Raw genomic sequence first — 17,971 nt, forward strand, 5'->3', positions numbered from 1 at the left:
GGTCAGTTACCGGAGTAAAATTAGGCCACCAATTCATAAAAAATTAAATAACATCAGGCTGTTTCGAAAGAGCCTGCTTAAACCTGTAGCTTTCCCCATTAATGTTCAGTATGTGTGCATTATGGGTCAAACGGTCAAGCAAGGCAGCTGTCATTTGTTCATCACCTAACACCTCCGTCCATTTTGGAAATTCTAAGTTCGTTGTTATAATCAGGCTGCCTCTCTCATATCGGGAAGAACAAAACTGAAAGAGCAATTCTGCCCCGACTTTACTGAAAGGTACATAGCCTAATTCATCTAAAATCACTAAATGCGGTGCCAGCCATTGTTTTTCAAGTTTATTGAGACGATATTCCTGCTGAGCGGCAAGCAGTTCATTAATTAAACCGGCTGCAGTGTAGAACTTTACTTTCATGCCCTGTCGGCACGCCTCATAACCAAGAGCAATTGCAATATGGGTTTTACCAACTCCAGAGTTGCCTATCAACAGGACATTTTCTTTTCTTCGGATATATTCTCCCTTCATAAGTTTAAGTACCTTTGGTTTGTTCAGGGATGGTATAGCAAGAAAGTCAATGCTCTCAAGGGTTTTGATTACTGGAAAGCTTGCTTGTCGTATTCCTCTCTGGATACGATTATTTTCCCGTTGGTGTACTTCCTGCTCTAGTACGCACAACAGGTATTCTTCATAATCCAGATTATTGTCCGCTGCTTCTCTTGCTAAGGATTCATAGGTTTTTGCAGCCTGAGGCATTTTCAGCTTTTTCAAATAAGCTTCGATTAACATTTTGTTAACCGGCATTATTGTCCACCTCCTGACATGAGAATTTTATATTTGCTAAGATCAGGGGGAATTACAACTACCTCGGGGATATTATTAAGCTTGTCTTTACTGACAGGATTCATCTTAGGCCTATTTGAAACTAATAGCTGCCCCAATATGTTCAATACACCGTCATAACCATATACATTGTATGCCATAGCAGTTTCAACGGCTTCTGTCACTAACGCAGGCGGATAATCCCTGTGCAGCATAAGTATTCTTACAAATTCTCGGTTACCTTTTGGACTTCTGGCATTTAAGATCCGGCGATATTGTTCATAAATAGGTGCCATAGTTTGGGGCTTGTATACTTTTGTGTTGTCTAATGCACGGGATTTTTGCAGTAGTAGTTCCAGATAGTGATCCAGTGTTATATGCTCCTGATTTCGGCCATATATCCTGGGATGGCTCGCTATTATTGCTCCTTTGTATAGTATTTTTACTTCATTTGCTGTTGCTCTAACAGTGACTTTCTCTCCCACATATACCGTGGGAACAGAGTATCGGTTTGTTTCAAACTGCACCATAGAATAGCGATTTACCTTTGCCTCTTTATACCTTGCACCATCAAACCTTATAGCCGGCAATGGCCTCAATGCAGCCTTTTCAGCCTCCCATTTCGGATTCTTTTCCAGAAGTTTAACACATTCTTTATGCAGATATTCATTCAATTCCTCAAAGGAATCAACCTCAGGGTAGGGAACGAAAAACCTTCGGACAGCTTCTTTACCCGCATTTTCTACACCACCTTTATCACTCCCTTTTGCTGGTCGGCAAAATGTGGATTCATAAAGGTAATGGGTACGTAAAGAAATGAACTGTTCCTGCTCTTCTCTGTTACTGCCTTCAAGTATTTTCTTTACTGCTGTCTTCAAGTTATCATACGCTATTTTGTATGGCACCCCGTTCATAAACTCAAAACATTTGATGTGTCCATCAAAGAAAGCTTCTTGTTTTTCAAAGGGATATGCTCTTACATAAAAACCGCCTGAGCCTCTCAGTTTCATTACAAAAATATGTGCCTTAGTCTCCTTGCCTTTAAGGTAAAAATATGCTTCTGTCCAATCTACTTCTGCATAAGTTCCTAATTCAAATTCCAGTGGTAGAAAAGCTTCTTTTTGTTTTCTATATTCCTTCCTAAGAAGATAGTCCATTACCGTATTATATCCATCTGTAAAGCCTTCTGATTTTAGTATTTCAAATATTTTTGTTCCTGTGTGACGTTGCTTACGATGTCTGGTTTTATCCTCTTTTATTATCTGTTTAATTAAAGGGATGTATGGACCTAATACAGGATGTTTACGTTCTTTAGTTAACTTATATTTTGGCGGTTTTGATTCTTCCATAGAAATATATTTCGAGATTGTATCCCTATGTATTCCAGTTCTTCGACTTATTTCTCTTATACTTAGGTCTTCCATAAAGTACATTTTTCTGATATCCTCTAATTGTGCCATCTTAATCATATCCTTTCCTCCTGTACGATGATGCTGTCAACATAATCATACAGGAAAATTTGATTAAGGTGGCCTATTTTTTTACCGGTATGTGGTACAATTTTAGAATAGCATTAACATTGTAACAATTGTATAAAAAGCACATATTTGAAATTCCAAAGAAAAATACATATAACTTCTATAAAAACTGTCATAACTTATAAACGGCACGCTGTATATCCTTTTGTATAGACTATTTTTGCGCATTACAGCATAAAAGCATGTCAATACAAAAAACTTAGCATATCATTCTTCATAAACACACTATAAGAGTAAAACCCCGAAACTGTATTACTACAGCCGGGGCTTCATAGTTATTCTTTAATATTTTGCCAAGCCATGCAACTTTTATAGTTCAAAATAGATTCTAAAGCCTCTTCAAAATTATTTCCATGCTTTCCATTATCACAAAATACTTTCCCTGTTTCAGATATCATTAGAAACAGATTTCGGTTATGCAATTCTCCCACAATAACAAGTTCTTCCTTGGCAAGTTCTTCAAACTGAGCAACAATTCTTCTATCTCCAGCATCTCCTAATGCTTGTATTGGATTCGTATTGTGAACAATAACTTCTGATTTAATATCTGGATGATGTATTCTAAATTCTAGCATTCCATATTCTTGTAAAAACTCCTTTACTTTTGGAAATACTTTAAAACCTCTTGATTCAATTAACCTTTCTAATTCTGTTGTATCAATTTTCCTATTTTCATACCATCCTGATTTTATTAATAATTCTTTAGTTGATTGTGAAAATGGCATAGTTTATCACTCCTAATCCATTATTATTCGTGCAGACTCAATAAGTGATTTAAATGTTTCTTTACAATTAAAACACAATTCCGCATAACTACCATCATTATACTTTATGGTTCTCAGCATAACATTCTCAACTTTGACCCCACTTAGAATTGCATTTCGCATTGCCCACACTTCGGCACAATTTTCGATGCTCCAGTCAGGTTCAAAACTAGGTGACCCATCTGGTGCTTTTATTGTCCCTTTTGCTGCCTTCTCTTTTGCAGCTATAAGCATCTCTCTAAATTTATCCATTTCAGTAATAATTTCATCTTTCGTAACACCAAGTTCTGAGAAGTGTTCTGGGTACTTTGTGAACAATTCATCAATAAAGCTGTCACTATATAAAGTTTCTAAGTTATGTTTCGTGTATAATTCAGCAATTTCATCTCGATTTTTTCCAACAACATCAATGATATCATCACCTATACTTGGATTAGAATCCCAAACCCGATTAAAGCCATAAGTATGTTTCATTATATTCCCTGGATCAGTTTTGTCAACAGCCATAGCAATTTTTTGTGGAATAAAAATTCTGCCATCAGCAGTTTTTAAAATAATACTTCCGTCTTTAATTGCATTCCTCAAAACGGTTGTGGATGTTTTAGCTATATTTATAGCTTCAGCTATATTCTCTGCCGCTTCGCGTCCAACAATTCCAAGTTTATCATAATCAGATGGTTTAATACCTAAATCATCTAGTTTTTCTATCAAATCTGGGTCGATGTTTTTAGAGATGGCATCAACTGCTTCCTTACCATGCTTTGATATAACCCTTGCCGCATCATCTTTATACCTTGTTATTGCATCTACTGCATCATCTTTGTACTTCGATACTGCTTCTATTATTTCATCCTGATAATTTGAATTCTTAAAGGCTTCTAAAAATTCATCAGAATAATTGTATAAATCATCCCCTAGTTTGACAAGCTTCCTTAACTCATCATCGGTAAAGTTAAATATTTTCTTCACGTTCTCTAGCCAATCCAGGCTATCTTTACCCATTCTTTCTGCAAATTCTTTTATAACATCATCCGATACTCCCAACTTCCTTATTTTCTTAATTGTTCTATAAACATCGTAAGCTTCTGCATTTTTTGTAATATTTTTAGCAACGCTTTCTCCAAATATTTCTGTGAGCTTTTTCAATGCTAACCTTTTGGCAAAGTATTTTAGCAGACTTGATAGTCCAAAGGTGGCTAATGTTAATCCAATATTCCATAACAGATCTTCTATAAGTTCCTGCCCGGCTTCATAGTCACCATTTTTATAGTCCTTGTATAGACTTATCGTATTCCACAGGCTATAAAGCGCTAAGCCAAGAAAAACAAGTCCTACAATTATTGTTATTACTCCCAGAATCCTGCTTATTGCCAGCGCTTTTATTCCTAATGATATCAATTTTACAGACTCTACTACATCCGCTATTCCGAATCCTAAATTAGCAAGGAATGCAAGGTCTGCCTTTATAGATGACGAGCCTCCAGCAATGCCTCCACTTATCATGTAGCCTGCTGCACCACTGTCATCCATTACAATATATCCTGCTCCGCTCCAGTCACCTACTTGAACTTCTTCGGCAACTACCATTATTATTTCGCTGTTTACTGCATTGCTTATTTCTTCTATTAGATATTTATATTTAAAATATATTTAAATACAATATAAATTTTTTTACTTAACAGCCCATATTATTTTTTCATAAGTAAAACCCCGATGCTGCATTGCTACAGCCGGGGTTTACATCCTAATTTCTATATAACTACAGATATTGCCATGCTACTATCCTCTTTTTTAATGGGTTACATAAAGTTTCCCAAGCTTCCCATGCGTTATCGCCCAATTTACCTGAATCGCAAAAAAACTTTCCACTTTCCTATACCATTAGCCACATATTCCCATTACTTATCTTACCTACTATTATCATCTTCTCTTTTGCAAATTCCTCAAATGGAGTGGTGCAATAGTAATCTCCAGCATCACCTAAAGCTTTAAAGACGTTTGTATGATGTAAGTCATATTTTCTGAAATTATATTTTTGTATAATTTCTTTTGCATGAGGATTAGGAACAGCTATCTCTAGCATAGCAAACTCAGCAAAAAACTCTTTCACTGCCAAGAAAATTTCAAACTTCCTTTCTACCAACAATTTCAAAATATCTTCTATATCAATTCTTCTTTCTTCAAACCAGCCTGCTTTTTTTAGAATTTGCATTGCATTTTATTTATAACTCATTTTATTCCTCCCTAATCACTTATTATTCTTCCAAATTCTATTAAATTTTTAAATGTACGTTGACAGTTTTGGCAAAGCTCAGCAAATTCTCCACTTTCATAGCTTATTGTCCTCAACACTATATTTTCAAGCTTTACACCACTTAATATAGCATTTCTTACCGCCCAAACCTCTGCACAATTTTCTATACTCCTACCCACTTCAAAACTTGCAGTACCGTCAAGAGCAAAAATTTTATAAAGGAATGGTACTGCCTCAGCTTTTGCATTTCTTAGAATCGTTCTTAATTCTACCATTTCAAATTTTATAACATGTTCTAATGCAGGTCCCATCATTTCGGAAGCAATCACATAGATAAAAACTCCAACTGTGCAACAACACAGTTGGGGCAAATAATTAAGAATTTTGACCTATGGTTAAACATATTTTATAATGAAGCTTTTTCAATTAACCATTTAATTATATCATCACCTTCTATTCTTTTAGGATTATCTTTTGTTCCAATAAAGACATAGTCCGAGTATATCTCTTCAATGCCTTTTGCACCCTTAAAATTTGTTTCAAATAGCAATGTTCCAGTTAATACTGCACTGGTCAGATCTACATTTTGAAGGTTCGCATTACTTAAATCTGAACCTCTAAATACTGCACCTCTTAAATCCGAATCTGATAAATCTGAATTGCCTAAGTCTGCATAACTAAAAGATGTTTTAATTGCTTTACAATTTTTCATTTTTGAATGTCTTAATAAAGCATAATCAAATACAGCTTTACTCAAAACCGATTCTGATAAGTCGGCTTTAAAAAATGATGATTCCAAAAAATAACACGAATACATATCATTTTCTTTTAAATTACAATTGTCAAAATTTACTTTAACCAAATGAGCATTACATAACTTTTTTCTATTAATTGTACATCTATTAAAACTGATATTTTCAACTTCTATTTTTTTACCAATAAATCCGTTTGATTCAACCCATTTTTGATGTTCTTCCACTAACTTTTTCAATTCCATTTATCATCACCTTCCAACAATTTATGGCCACCAGACAACTTTATGGGATAAACCTGCCATCTCAACTGCTTTTCTAACTTCATCTATATGTTCTTGAAACATTTTAGATGAATCGACTATCACATTTTCACCTTTACTTATAGATTCTCTTATATCATCCATTGCTTTTTCTAATGAATAACTCTTCGGAGCATATTGAGAATACCAACCCTTTATATCCCACTTTGTTCCAAAAGCATCTATAAACTCAGCACCTGCTGGATTTGGATCTCTTACGATAGGCCCTGTTATATCTCCTCTTACTTCTAGTTCTAGACCTATCTGTCTCTCAATCATTGATTTAGCATCAATTTGAAAGTTATGTGCCGGGTCCATTGCCAAAGCTTCATACTCACTTAGATTTCTATAGTGGTAGTTACCATTTACTCCATACTTTTTAATCAAATCTCCATAATAATCAGGAGCGTCATTCATTATTTTAACTGCATCTTTACCATTATTATTAATAAGATCAATTGCCGTCTTATCATATTTTGATATAGCTTTTGCTGCATCGTCGCCATAATTAGTTATTGCATCTACTGCATCATCTTTGTACTTCGATACTGCTTCTATTATTTCATCCTGATAATTTGAATTCTTAAAGGCTTCTAAAAAGTCATCGGAATAATTGTATAAATCATCCCCTAGTTTGACAAGCTTCCTTAACTCATCATCGGTAAAGTTAAATATTTTCTTCATGTTCTCTAGCCAATCCAGGCTATCTTTACCCATTCTTTCTGCAAATTCTTTTATAACATCATCCGATACTCCCAACTTCCTTATTTTCTTAATTGCTCTATAAACATCGTAAGCTTCCGCATTTTTTGTAATATTCTTAGCAACGTTTTCTCCAAATATTTCTGTGAGTTTTTTCAATGCTAACTTTTTGGCAAAATATTTTAGCAGACTTGATAGTCCAAAGGTGGCTAATGTTAATCTAATATTCCATAATAGATCTTCTATAAGTTCCTGCCCGGCTTCATAGTCACCATTTTTATAGTTCTTGTGTAGACTTATCGTATTCCACAGACTATAAAGTGCTAAGCCAAACAAATCTACATATTCTTTTTTAACAGTATCTTATTTTTCTTCTATACATTATCATAAATGCAAATAGATATATTGCTAGAGTAACTTTAGGTTATTTATACTGATCAGAAACAACTTAATTCATCTTATCTTGATTATTTTTTTCGTCTATTGCAATAACTAAAATTCCAAATATATAAAGACCCCGATGCTGTATTACTACAGTCGGGGAATAGAAATAGGCTTATTTTACTTCTAAATCAATCAATTCTTCTAAACAATAAATTTTTAACACTTCATCTTTCTGTACAAATATTCTCTTGCACTTAGGGCAAAAACCAACCTTTCGTGGAAATTCATATGATTCATCTTTTCTGATTTTGTCATCTATTTCATCCAATTCAAAATCATTCACGCTGTAATATTCTTCTACTTCACCTTTCGTAAATTTCTCACTACATGAACAATTTATATTGTTTAGTTCCGTATATTCAATACTATATGTATATTTTACTTTATTCCTTCTAAAGTGTAATCTGCCGCAATTTTCACAATTCCAAACTGCTTGTGAGTCAACAAAAGAAAACTCCCCTTTAGCAAATTTGCTTCGTTGAATCCAATTTTCTTTTGTGTATGTCCAATAAATAACTTTATTCGGTACTATTTTGTCAGACATAACATAGCCACATTTACAAAGCATGCTCATAATTATCTCTCCTCCTTCTTAAATGCAACGCATTACCAGAATACATCACCAATATCGCCAAATTTAGTCCATATTTCAACCAATTTATCTGCATATTTCGATTTAATCTTCTCAATAATTATCTTAGCTTCTTCTAATGTTAAATCCAAATTATTATATGAGCAATCTAATATAAGTTTGTCTGCACCTTTTCCGTCAGGTTTAGAAGTAAAACTTTCATCTGCATATGCAATAGCTTTAGCAAAAATATTATCATATGTTTTTGCATTTAAGCCTTTAAATTCAATTTCTAATCCATCAATTATAAAGTCGGCCGTACCTGAAGTTTGCATTGGTGAAATTCTGAACACGTCAAAACCATTCCTTAAATACCTTTCCATTGCAAAAGCTTCTTCCGGTGTAAATTTTTCAGTCAAAATATCTCCATTTAATTTACCTACCCAAGTTGAAACATCTATCAACCCTTCATCTACAGCATTTTTTAATTTCCACTTTGCAGCATCGTCAAAATGGCTAAACTCCTCAAACGTATCGATTATTTTCTTCTGTATATAAGATGACGATCGAATATTATTTTGAATAACGTTTATAATATTTTCCTTTGGTACTCCTGCACGTGACAACTTTGTGAATCTTACAATATTTTGTTCGGTATCTAGTCCCAATGGTCTTAATGTCTCTATAGCTTCTACAGCAGCCTCGGCTGATTCACGTCCAACAATTCTGAACTTATCATAATCCGATGGATCAATTCCCAAATCATCCAGTCTTTTGATCAAATCCGGATCGATATTCTTGGATATAGCTTTTGCTGCATCGTCGCCATAATTAGTTATTGCATCTACTGCATCATCTTTGTACTTCGATACTGCTTCTATTATTTCATCCTGATAATTTGAATTCTTAAAGGCTTCTAAAAAGTCATCGGAATAATTGTATAAATCATCCCCTAGTTTGACAAGCTTCCTTAACTCATCATCGGTAAAGTTAAATATTTTCTTCACGTTCTCTAGCCAATCCAGGCTATCTTTACCCATTCTTTCTGCAAATTCTTTTATAACATCATCCGATACTCCCAACTTCCTTATTTTCTTAACTGCTCTATAAACATCGTAAGCTTCCGCATTCTTTGTAATATTCTTAGCGACGTTTTCTCCAAATATTTCCGTGAGTTTTTTCAATGCTAACCTTTTGGCAAAATATTTTAGTAGACTTGATAGTCCAAAGGTGGCTAATGTTAATCCAATATTCCATAATAGATCTTCTATAAGTTCCTGCCCGGCTTCATAGTCACCATTTTTATAGTCCTTGTATAGACTTATCGTATTCCACAGGCTATAAAGTGCTAAGCCAAGAAAAACAAGTCCTACAATTATTGTTATTACTCCCAGAATCCTGCTTATTGCCAGCGCTTTTATTCCTAATGATATCAATTTTACAGACTCTACTACATCCGCTATTCCGAATCCTAAATTAGCAAGGAATGCAAGGTCTGCCTTTATAGATGACGAGCCTCCAGCAATGCCTCCACTTATCATGTAGCCTGCTGCACCACTGTCATCCATTACAATATATCCTGCTCCGCTCCAGTCACCTACTTGAACTTCTTCGGCAGCTACTATTACTATTTTCCCACTGTTCACCGCATTGCTTATTTCTTCTATTACACTATTGCTTAGATTCAATTTATCTTTCTTTTCTTCAAAGTCTATCTTCGATAGTGTATAAATTGGAATATCCTCTTCCTGTGCTATTTCCAGAACTTTTATTGTAGATATCGCTTCAACTCCAGTTACTTGTTCCCATATACTGTGCTCCAGTGCAGACCCCATCATTCCGGAAGCAATCATATAGTTACTTGAAGTATCTTTATCTCCATCTTTACTTACTACCGAGTATACATTTCTATCAACGTCGATATACAGTCCGCCACCTGTCAATTCAACCGGAGTCATAAAGAGATACTTTGCATTCACTCTAAAGCCTGTTATACATTCATTTAATTGCCTTACTACCGATACGTTCATCTGCTCGGCAATCACTTCATCCATAAAGCCCAATTCTGCAAAGTATGATTTAGCTGCAAAATTAAGTATCTCGCCCAATTGCTCATCGGAATATATATCCTTCTCAGTGTACTTTAAGTCCTTTAGTTTATTAGATATATTGTCAATCTCAAATTCAGATATCTTTTGATAATTGAAACCAATATTGTAGTAAGACCCTACAACTACATCATTATTTATAATTTCCTTTGATTGTCCTGCTGATTTTATTCCTATTTCAAATTGCTGCCTGTAACCAAGGCCGACTTCTTTACCTCTTGCAACCGTTTCTCCGTCTATTTTCAATACTGGTACCATTTTTACAAGATATGCAGGTACACTGAATATATCTCCATATTTTTCTATGATAGCTGCATCCTCTTTTGTAGCCGGTTCGTAAGAAAGTGTTACTTTTTTGTTGAAAAGGTCCACTGATTTGTATTCCAAATTAAAATCCCTAGAACCTGTAAAATTCAAACCAAAAGGATCCTGTCCATATATTGCAAAACTTACCACATCTGAATATTGTTCAGACACCTTGTTGAATTTAGCGACTGTACCCCTTGTTTTATACGGTAGCGATAATGGCAACATCCCAAGCTTTTGCTCCAATATTCTGTTTTCTCCAAACACTTCCGAATAGGTCTTGTTCCTAGGTTATTGTATGTAATATAGTTTTCAAGCCTCTGTACTGCTTCAGTTATTAACTCATCGTATGCATCTGTATCTACTCCTGTCGCCTTGCCTGTTTCCTTATCAATGGTCATTATCCTTTGGTTGAATGTATTAAGGTCAACGCCTATAACCTCTTGTAAGCTAGTAAGTCCTTCTACTCTCTGATACTTCTTGAACGAAGGGTCAAGCGGTACCCATATACTTTGCCCTTCATTTTTTAATCCTCTGTATATTCCGTAAGGAACATAGGCTTCAACCCATACATGTTCCACACAGACAGCAGCTATTTTTCCTCCTGATACCAATGTTGTAACAGGTATGCCTGCTGCTGCAAGAATTTTGGCAGCTGCTTCCGGTGTGTCAGCTTGCGTCCATTCCATTGCTTTATCTATATCAATTTCAGCAAGACCCCTTACATATCTTGCAGGTATGTTTTTGTACCTTAGCATTGCTATTAATAGAGAAGCCTGATCATAGTCATTACCTGATTTATGAGCCAGTGTTCCAGCTGCACCTTTTCTTGAACCGTAATATGGCTCAAAATCAATATTGTTTCTTACATACTCATACATGTTAACAGCAGTACCAAGGGAATCTGCAAGCTCTTTTATTTGGTCGTTAAGCCTTGTTTCTTGTGTTTCTGCCAAATCCTCAGGTTGTGGTTCTTTAGGGAGTTCTTTAAGATTATTTTCCTTCACTCCATTCATGTATAAAGTCGCCGCTTCGGCTCCCGTTGATGCAACTTTAGGTTGCTCCGACAAATTCCTGTGCGGCAAATTGCTTCCAAGAGGATTTTCAGGCTGTTCAGGCATAAAGAGTTTATCCACTTTTGCTAGTTTTTCCTCTATATGCACAGCATCCGATTCATCCAAACTGTTAACATTTTTTGATATATACTCCAATTCCTCAAATATTGTTTTTAATTCTAAAAGCTTTGATAGAATTTGAGCTCTAAACTCACTATTTCTCTTCAGTACTTCTTTGTTACCCAACTCTTCCAATATCTTTTCGTTTTTATCCAATTCTTCAATAATAGACCTGTTATAATCATTCAAAAGTTTAATGGTATCATTTACACTTTTTCTAAACTGAGTTATATCATTATCTTTATAAGCTTGTTTTAAAATGTCATAGCATGAGTTTAGCTTTACTGCCAGACTTCCGGCTTGTGTACTGGCCTCTGACTGTGATATAGCATTGTCATCATTTTCGAAATTTTTCTTATATATCAAATCAGTTAATGTCTGTGAATCCAACACCATTTCAATTGCCAGAACTTCTTGAGAAGGAAGTGCAAAAGTCAAAGCCAAGACGATAATTAAAAACATCGCAATATTTTTCATAATTCTATTATTCAACATCATCTACCCCCCTAAGCTGTGTATGGTAAACCTCATCACCATATTCATCCAATTCAAGTACATGTTCTCTTGCTGCTTCTTCAATATGTCCAAAGGCCCAATGATCAACTCCAACATCAGCAAAGGAACTCATATCAGCCTTTAAAGGCCCTCTATAAAGCATTTTGTTAATTAGCGTAACTGTCTCAGAGCGTTTTATCTTTTCATCCGGTCTATAGGTTCCGTCTTCATATCCCTCAATAATGTTGTACCTCGTTACTTCTTCAATCAAGTTTATTGCCCAGTGTCCTTCAATATCACTGTAATGTATTTCAAACGGTCTTACCTCTTCCAATTTCAAATACTTGGCTATAACTACTGCAAGCTCAGCTCTTGTAATTGATTCATCAGGACGGAATGTATTATCTTCATAACCTTTGAATAATCCTGATTCCGTTACGGCTTGTATAACTCCAGCTGCCCAATGGTTCTTCGGTACATCCGAATATGCAGTTTGTACTTCCTCTTTTATCTTTAGATCCAAAAGCTTTGCAAGCATTGCGGCAACTTCCGCTCTTGTCACTTGTTTTTCGGGTCTAAAGGTTCCATCGGGGTATCCGTAAATGTATGCTCTGTGAAGTACTTCCCCGTTTTCATCCGAACGCAGCATTATCTTTATTGTTGAGGTGTCGTCTTGTGTATTTATCCTTTGATCTTTACTTAGTATTCTTGCTGTGTTTGAAACTATGACCTCAGGCTCTTCGAAATCATTGACCAAAACTTTATATATCTTTTGTCCTTCGCCTTTAGCAGGTAAACCGGGTATTTTCCATACTATAACTCCATCTTTAACTTCTCCACCAGCACTGTCTGCAATGGATGTATAGTTCGGTATTTGTGCTGTCACTTCAAACTCGCCGACAGGAGCATCCAACATATTTCTAAATTTGATTGTATAGGTAACGATTTGTCCTTTTGTATACGTTGACTTATCGGCTTTTATTGATACCGCAAGATCCACAGGCAATGCAACAGGTATTTCCTCTTTAGGTTCCTCAATAATATCATCGTTATTACCATAATCTTTATTCTTATCTGAACCTTTTCCGCCTCCGGAAGATGGTTTACTTTCACTGCCTTTTTGTAAAACTGTAAAATACCCGCTTCCCAGATTTATTATTGTTTCATTGGGCAGCTCAGCATTGTATACTACAAGGTATTGGCCACTTTTCAATGCTTTGTGGCTCCAAGACACTTCTTTGCTGTCACAGGCATCCACATCAAGGTTGATGATATCTTCAATGGTATCAACAACCTCACCGGTCGATGGATTTATAATGATAATATTCCTTTTTACTCCGGCTATATCAACATTTCCCGAATTGGTCAGTTCAATTTGAATAACAAGATCATCGGTGGGATAAATCTCTTTTGTCAGTACATTTAATGATCCGATAATACCGTATCCCGTTGTCTGGGTACCCAATATCTCAATCACTGTAAAATCCTTGCATAATTCATTTTTTCCATACACTACAGAAGTCACAGTATAACGCCCAGGTTCGTTTTGTTCAATATCCCACATACTCTTTCTGCTTTGGGTATCTCCATAAATAATCTCATCAATAGTATTCTCATTACCCCATACAACCTCACCCCTGGAGTTGGTAATAAGCGTCCTTATCGTTAAATTCCTTGCTATAGCATTAGAACTCGGATTATATACCGAATTAATAACACTGACCTTTTCTCCCGGGTAGTATTTTATCTTATCGGTTACTACTCTATTGGTAATGTTTTTGTCAGGTATTATTTCAAAGCTCTTAATCTGAGAGGATATTAATTTGTCCTGCTCAATAAAGGTTACTCTCACATTATAAGTGCCTGCAATATAATCCTTTGTATTGCAAGTATAGTTGTGATTCAATGTTTCTTCAGGCTGCCATGTCATACCCTCATTAAGAGAGATCAGTTCAATAACATTATTGTTATCATCCACAATCTCAACTTTTCCGGTTAAAGTACACAAGTAAGATGTTAGATTTTTTGAATCAACCAATATTTCTACATCTTCTCCGGAATGATATTGCACTTTATCTGTTTCAATTTTGGTATCAAGTTTGAATTTGTTTACCTCTATCTCCACCTGGGGAAGACTGATTTCCATAAGTGTATCATTTGCATCATAATAGGTAATCTTTGCACTCTTAGCTAATTGAACAACAGTATCCGATAAAAGGTTTTCTCCTTCAAAGGTAATGTTTATGTACTTTTCCTGTCCCATTATCAGCCGGTCATAATTCCAAGTAATTACTTTGTTGCCGTAAGCGTCGGTGCTTATTGAAGACGGCACAGGTTCTATTGAATCTCCCCTTATATTCAAACCATTTTCCGGTATTGTTACTTCAACTACAATATTTCTTCCGGAAGTATCAAAGATTTTTCCGGCAATCTCCGTCATCATATCAATAAGCTCATTAGCTGTCGGACTATATCTGTACTCGCCTCCGGTTATGTTTGCAATGTTCTTAAGAAGTCGTTCATTTACCCCTCCAAGTCCAAGGGTAAATATGGTTATTCCTTTTTCTGCTGCTGAATTTGCTTGTGCTAATGCACTGGATTCATTGCTTTCTCCGTCAGAAAGAAGCATAAAAACCCTCTGCCTGTCAGTATCATTAACCGAATCAATAAGCTGAATACCTCTAGCAATACCTGCATGTATACTTGTACCTCCGCCACTACCAAGGCTGCTTATTACCTGCTTTAAAAGTTCCTTATCGGAGGTAAGTCCTTGGCGCAATGTGGCAGAATCACTAAAGTCAATAACTGCGCAACGATCCTGCGGGAGAATTAAGTCGACAATAATCTTTGCTGCCTCTTTTGCTTTTGTCCACGGAGTTCCACTCATACTACCGGAACGGTCTAAAATCAATACGAGGTCAATGGGGTTCCTTTCGGGAACTTCCGGCGTTCCTACTCCAAACAACTTTTATGAAAGTGTTACACTATCCTTTTCCGGATATAAAACCTCTTTATCAAGGCTTTGCTCTGCATCTATTCTTGTTGGAGCAGGCGGTGGCAGAACTTTGAAAACAGTTTCGCCTTCAGCAACTTTTGCTGTGCCTTCAAATATATCTGTTCTTATTGTGTATTCCTTTTCAGATGTAATATCAGGCTCAAAACCCTTTGTTCCAATTACTTTTACCTGTTCCGATGCCTCAATTTCCACTACATCTTCATGCAAATTGATGAAACTACCGTCAGTTCCGTAGACTGAAGTAGTTACCGTAAGCCTTTTATCTACATTGGCTTCAATATAAAAAGCTGTCTCAACATTTATTGTTACGGGTTTGTTTAATGTTGTTGACTGTCTGTCAGTCCTTATAACAACATTTTTTATAATAAAAGAAGGTTCTATCGTAAATTCTTTCTCATAACTGTCAATTATTTTCCCGCTTCCGTTTTCTTTCACCTGAGCAATAACAGTGTAGACCCCGGGTTCATAGCTCATTGTATTCCAGTTTAGAATATCTCCTACCTGAGCATATAATATATTGCCATATGGTCCCTTAATAAACTGTATCTGTTTTGCCACAGAACTGTCATACTCACTTACCGCTTCTATTTCCAATTCCTCATAGGCACCAAAGGTGTAACTTTCTATCCTATTGTCTTTAGTTGTCTTAAACATCCTAATATCCGTTATGTCTGCATGGGGCATTTCCGTTTTCTCATTCAGCGCCCTTATTGCAAGAATTGTTAAATAAGGGTTGTTATACCAACTTCCATTACTTTGCTGCAAATTTTGTATTACTTTATCTACAGTTAAAACAGGGTCAATCCCTACTGTTTTTATTACAGCACGATACGCTACTAGCGTGTCGGCAAGACTCTCTTCTCCTGTTCCCCATGTTCCGTCCTCTAACTGTTTTGAGACAAGGAAATTCCCAGCTTTCTTCATTGCAGTTTCAATACTGCTTGAAGTTAGGTTCATCTTAGAAACAAATTTATTTAGACATAAAACTATCTCAGAAGTTAACATTACAGACGGTTCCCCATCGAGGACATATGACCAGCTTCCATTCTCATTTTGAACACTGATAAGATAGCTTAATCCCTTTTTTATTAATTCCGTATCGGGATTATTTTCCTCAATCAAGGAGTTTAATACAAGAACTGTATCTAAAACGTCCCCCTCAAAATCACCGGTTAATCCCCAACCTCCATCAGGTTTTTGACTTGAAGCAAGGGATGAAATTAAGTCTTTTTTTCGATTAGCTTCCTGTATAAAGGGTAATACTCTTGCAGTATAATCAATATTGTTTTTATCAATGGATTCAAGCCATTTTTGTGCTTTTTCCAGGCTTTCAGACTGTATTGATTTTTCTTTGAAATAACCTGCTATTTCAGCAGTATCCACTACAGCTGTAAGCAGTTCTTCTCCCCAAAATCCATCGGATTTCTGATTTGCCACAAGCCATTCTACAGCTTTGTCTATCCTTACTTCCATAGTTAAATCTTCTGCAGCTGCAGATGGAGTGAACAGCATAAAGACCATACAGATAAGTAGGCAAAAAACAATTGGTTTTCTCAATTCACATTCCCCCTAATAAATTCAATATTATTTACTTAATTCTTTTTATCCTTTTGTATATCTCTATTTCTTTTGTATATCTTTTTTGCATATAAAAAACAGCATTTTCTCACTTTAACCTTTATTTTATTTATCACCTCCTATTAAACATAACATTTAAATTATATAGAATTTTTTGTAATAATAGTAGTCTATTATAAATAAAAATACTTTTGTATACTTCCGTGAAATTCTAATTATTCTTTAAATTTAAAATTTTATAAATTATTGTTCTACTATAAATCAATAAAAAAGATACAAAAAGGTCCTCCTTTTGCTTTATTAATATTGAGGAAGACCTTTTATGAAAAATTCTTATCTATATCCCCAACAAACATGTAGCTATTGAGAAATAAATAATAAATGTTACAGCATCAACAATAGTCGTTATTAACGTTCTTGCCTTAATTGCCGGGTCTACTTTGAATTTCTTTGCTACATTAGGCAGTATCCTTCCTGCAATTTTTGCTAATATAACCAAAAAAGTAAAGTGATAGTCACAGTTAAAGTTACTACAAAGTCAATTTTTTCAAGAAAATATATCTTCACAAAATTTAATGCAGATAAATCCACCCTAAACAGGACAGCCCACTTGAATATCCTCCCAAATAACCTTGAAAGCATCCTTTAAGCTTATCTCTCTCAAGGCCACAACTCTCAAATCATTAAAATTAAAAGCTAAACTTTTTATTGCCGGTCTATCTCTTCAAAAAGTCGTGCAATATCAACAACATTCATCTCAATAAGTTCTTTTCTTACATAAGAATATTTGCCTTGCTCAATTAGTGTAATCATAAATGCAAATAAATATATTGCTAGAGTCACTTTAGGTTATTTATACTTATCAGAAATAGCTTAATTCATAAAATTCTAAACATATAAAAACCCCGAAGCTGTATTACTACAGTCGGGGTATATATCGGATTATTTAAATTTTAAATCTATTAAATTAATCAATTCTTCTAAACAATAAATTTTCAATATATCATCTTTCTGTACAAATATTCTTTTGCATTTAGGACAAAAAAACAGTCTGCGCGGTAAGTCATACGATTCATTTCTCCTTATTTTGTCGTCTATTTCATCCATTTCAAAATCATTCATACTGTAATACTCTTCCAATTCGCC

General features: G+C 35.1%; 14 protein-coding genes. All 14 read right to left on the minus strand.

Annotated elements, in window-relative coordinates:
* Positions 1 to 43: 43 nt before the first annotated feature.
* Entirely contained in the window at positions 44 to 802 is a 759-nt protein-coding gene (istB, locus tag CLOCL_RS16980) for an IS21-like element ISCth9 family helper ATPase IstB (protein ID WP_014256482.1), read from the minus strand.
* Entirely contained in the window at positions 802 to 2,289 is a 1,488-nt protein-coding gene (gene istA / locus CLOCL_RS16985; protein WP_014256483.1) for an IS21 family transposase, read from the minus strand. Before istA ends, istB begins: the two co-directional genes overlap by 1 nt.
* Positions 2,290 to 2,633: 344 nt before the next feature.
* Complete coding sequence (locus CLOCL_RS16990) at positions 2,634 to 3,083, minus strand: SUKH-3 domain-containing protein (protein WP_014256484.1); 450 nt, start codon at positions 3,081 to 3,083, stop codon at positions 2,634 to 2,636.
* A gap of 12 nt (positions 3,084 to 3,095) precedes the next feature.
* Positions 3,096 to 4,709, minus strand: a complete 1,614-nt coding sequence (locus CLOCL_RS21285) for a hypothetical protein (protein WP_014256485.1) — start codon at positions 4,707 to 4,709, stop codon at positions 3,096 to 3,098.
* A 286-nt stretch (positions 4,710 to 4,995) separates the two neighbouring features.
* Positions 4,996 to 5,334, minus strand: a complete 339-nt coding sequence (locus CLOCL_RS17000) for an SUKH-3 domain-containing protein (protein ID WP_051411222.1) — start codon at positions 5,332 to 5,334, stop codon at positions 4,996 to 4,998.
* Between the two features lie 32 nt (positions 5,335 to 5,366).
* Positions 5,367 to 5,705: a hypothetical protein gene (locus CLOCL_RS21290; protein WP_051411223.1), complete on the minus strand. Its 339-nt coding sequence runs from the start codon at positions 5,703 to 5,705 to the stop codon at positions 5,367 to 5,369.
* Between the two features lie 77 nt (positions 5,706 to 5,782).
* Positions 5,783 to 6,373, minus strand: a complete 591-nt coding sequence (locus tag CLOCL_RS17010; protein ID WP_014256486.1) for a pentapeptide repeat-containing protein — start codon at positions 6,371 to 6,373, stop codon at positions 5,783 to 5,785.
* 21 nt (positions 6,374 to 6,394) lie between these two features.
* Entirely contained in the window at positions 6,395 to 7,468 is a 1,074-nt protein-coding gene (locus CLOCL_RS17015; RefSeq protein ID WP_014256487.1) for a hypothetical protein, read from the minus strand.
* A 220-nt stretch (positions 7,469 to 7,688) separates the two neighbouring features.
* Positions 7,689 to 8,150 (minus strand): hypothetical protein, encoded by a 462-nt coding sequence (locus CLOCL_RS17020; protein ID WP_014256488.1) that lies wholly within the window; start codon positions 8,148 to 8,150, stop codon positions 7,689 to 7,691.
* Between the two features lie 32 nt (positions 8,151 to 8,182).
* The gene (locus CLOCL_RS21295; RefSeq protein WP_169313386.1) at positions 8,183 to 10,789 is read right to left on the minus strand and encodes a hypothetical protein; all 2,607 of its coding nucleotides are present in this window, start codon (positions 10,787 to 10,789) and stop codon (positions 8,183 to 8,185) included.
* Complete coding sequence (locus CLOCL_RS17030; protein WP_014256490.1) at positions 10,705 to 12,231, minus strand: transglutaminase-like domain-containing protein; 1,527 nt, start codon at positions 12,229 to 12,231, stop codon at positions 10,705 to 10,707. The genes CLOCL_RS21295 and CLOCL_RS17030 overlap by 85 nt, the downstream gene beginning before the upstream one ends.
* Positions 12,221 to 15,196, minus strand: a complete 2,976-nt coding sequence (locus tag CLOCL_RS21300) for an S-layer homology domain-containing protein (protein WP_052306614.1) — start codon at positions 15,194 to 15,196, stop codon at positions 12,221 to 12,223. Before CLOCL_RS21300 ends, CLOCL_RS17030 begins: the two co-directional genes overlap by 11 nt.
* Before the next feature lie 3 nt (positions 15,197 to 15,199).
* Positions 15,200 to 16,804, minus strand: a complete 1,605-nt coding sequence (locus CLOCL_RS17040; RefSeq protein ID WP_027622022.1) for a prenyltransferase/squalene oxidase repeat-containing protein — start codon at positions 16,802 to 16,804, stop codon at positions 15,200 to 15,202.
* Positions 16,805 to 17,162: 358 nt separating this feature from the next.
* Entirely contained in the window at positions 17,163 to 17,324 is a 162-nt protein-coding gene (locus CLOCL_RS23855) for a magnesium transporter (protein WP_081467070.1), read from the minus strand.
* Positions 17,325 to 17,971: the final 647 nt, after the last annotated feature.

Source organism: Acetivibrio clariflavus DSM 19732, assembly GCF_000237085.1.
GTDB lineage: Bacteria > Bacillota > Clostridia > Acetivibrionales > Acetivibrionaceae > Acetivibrio > Acetivibrio clariflavus.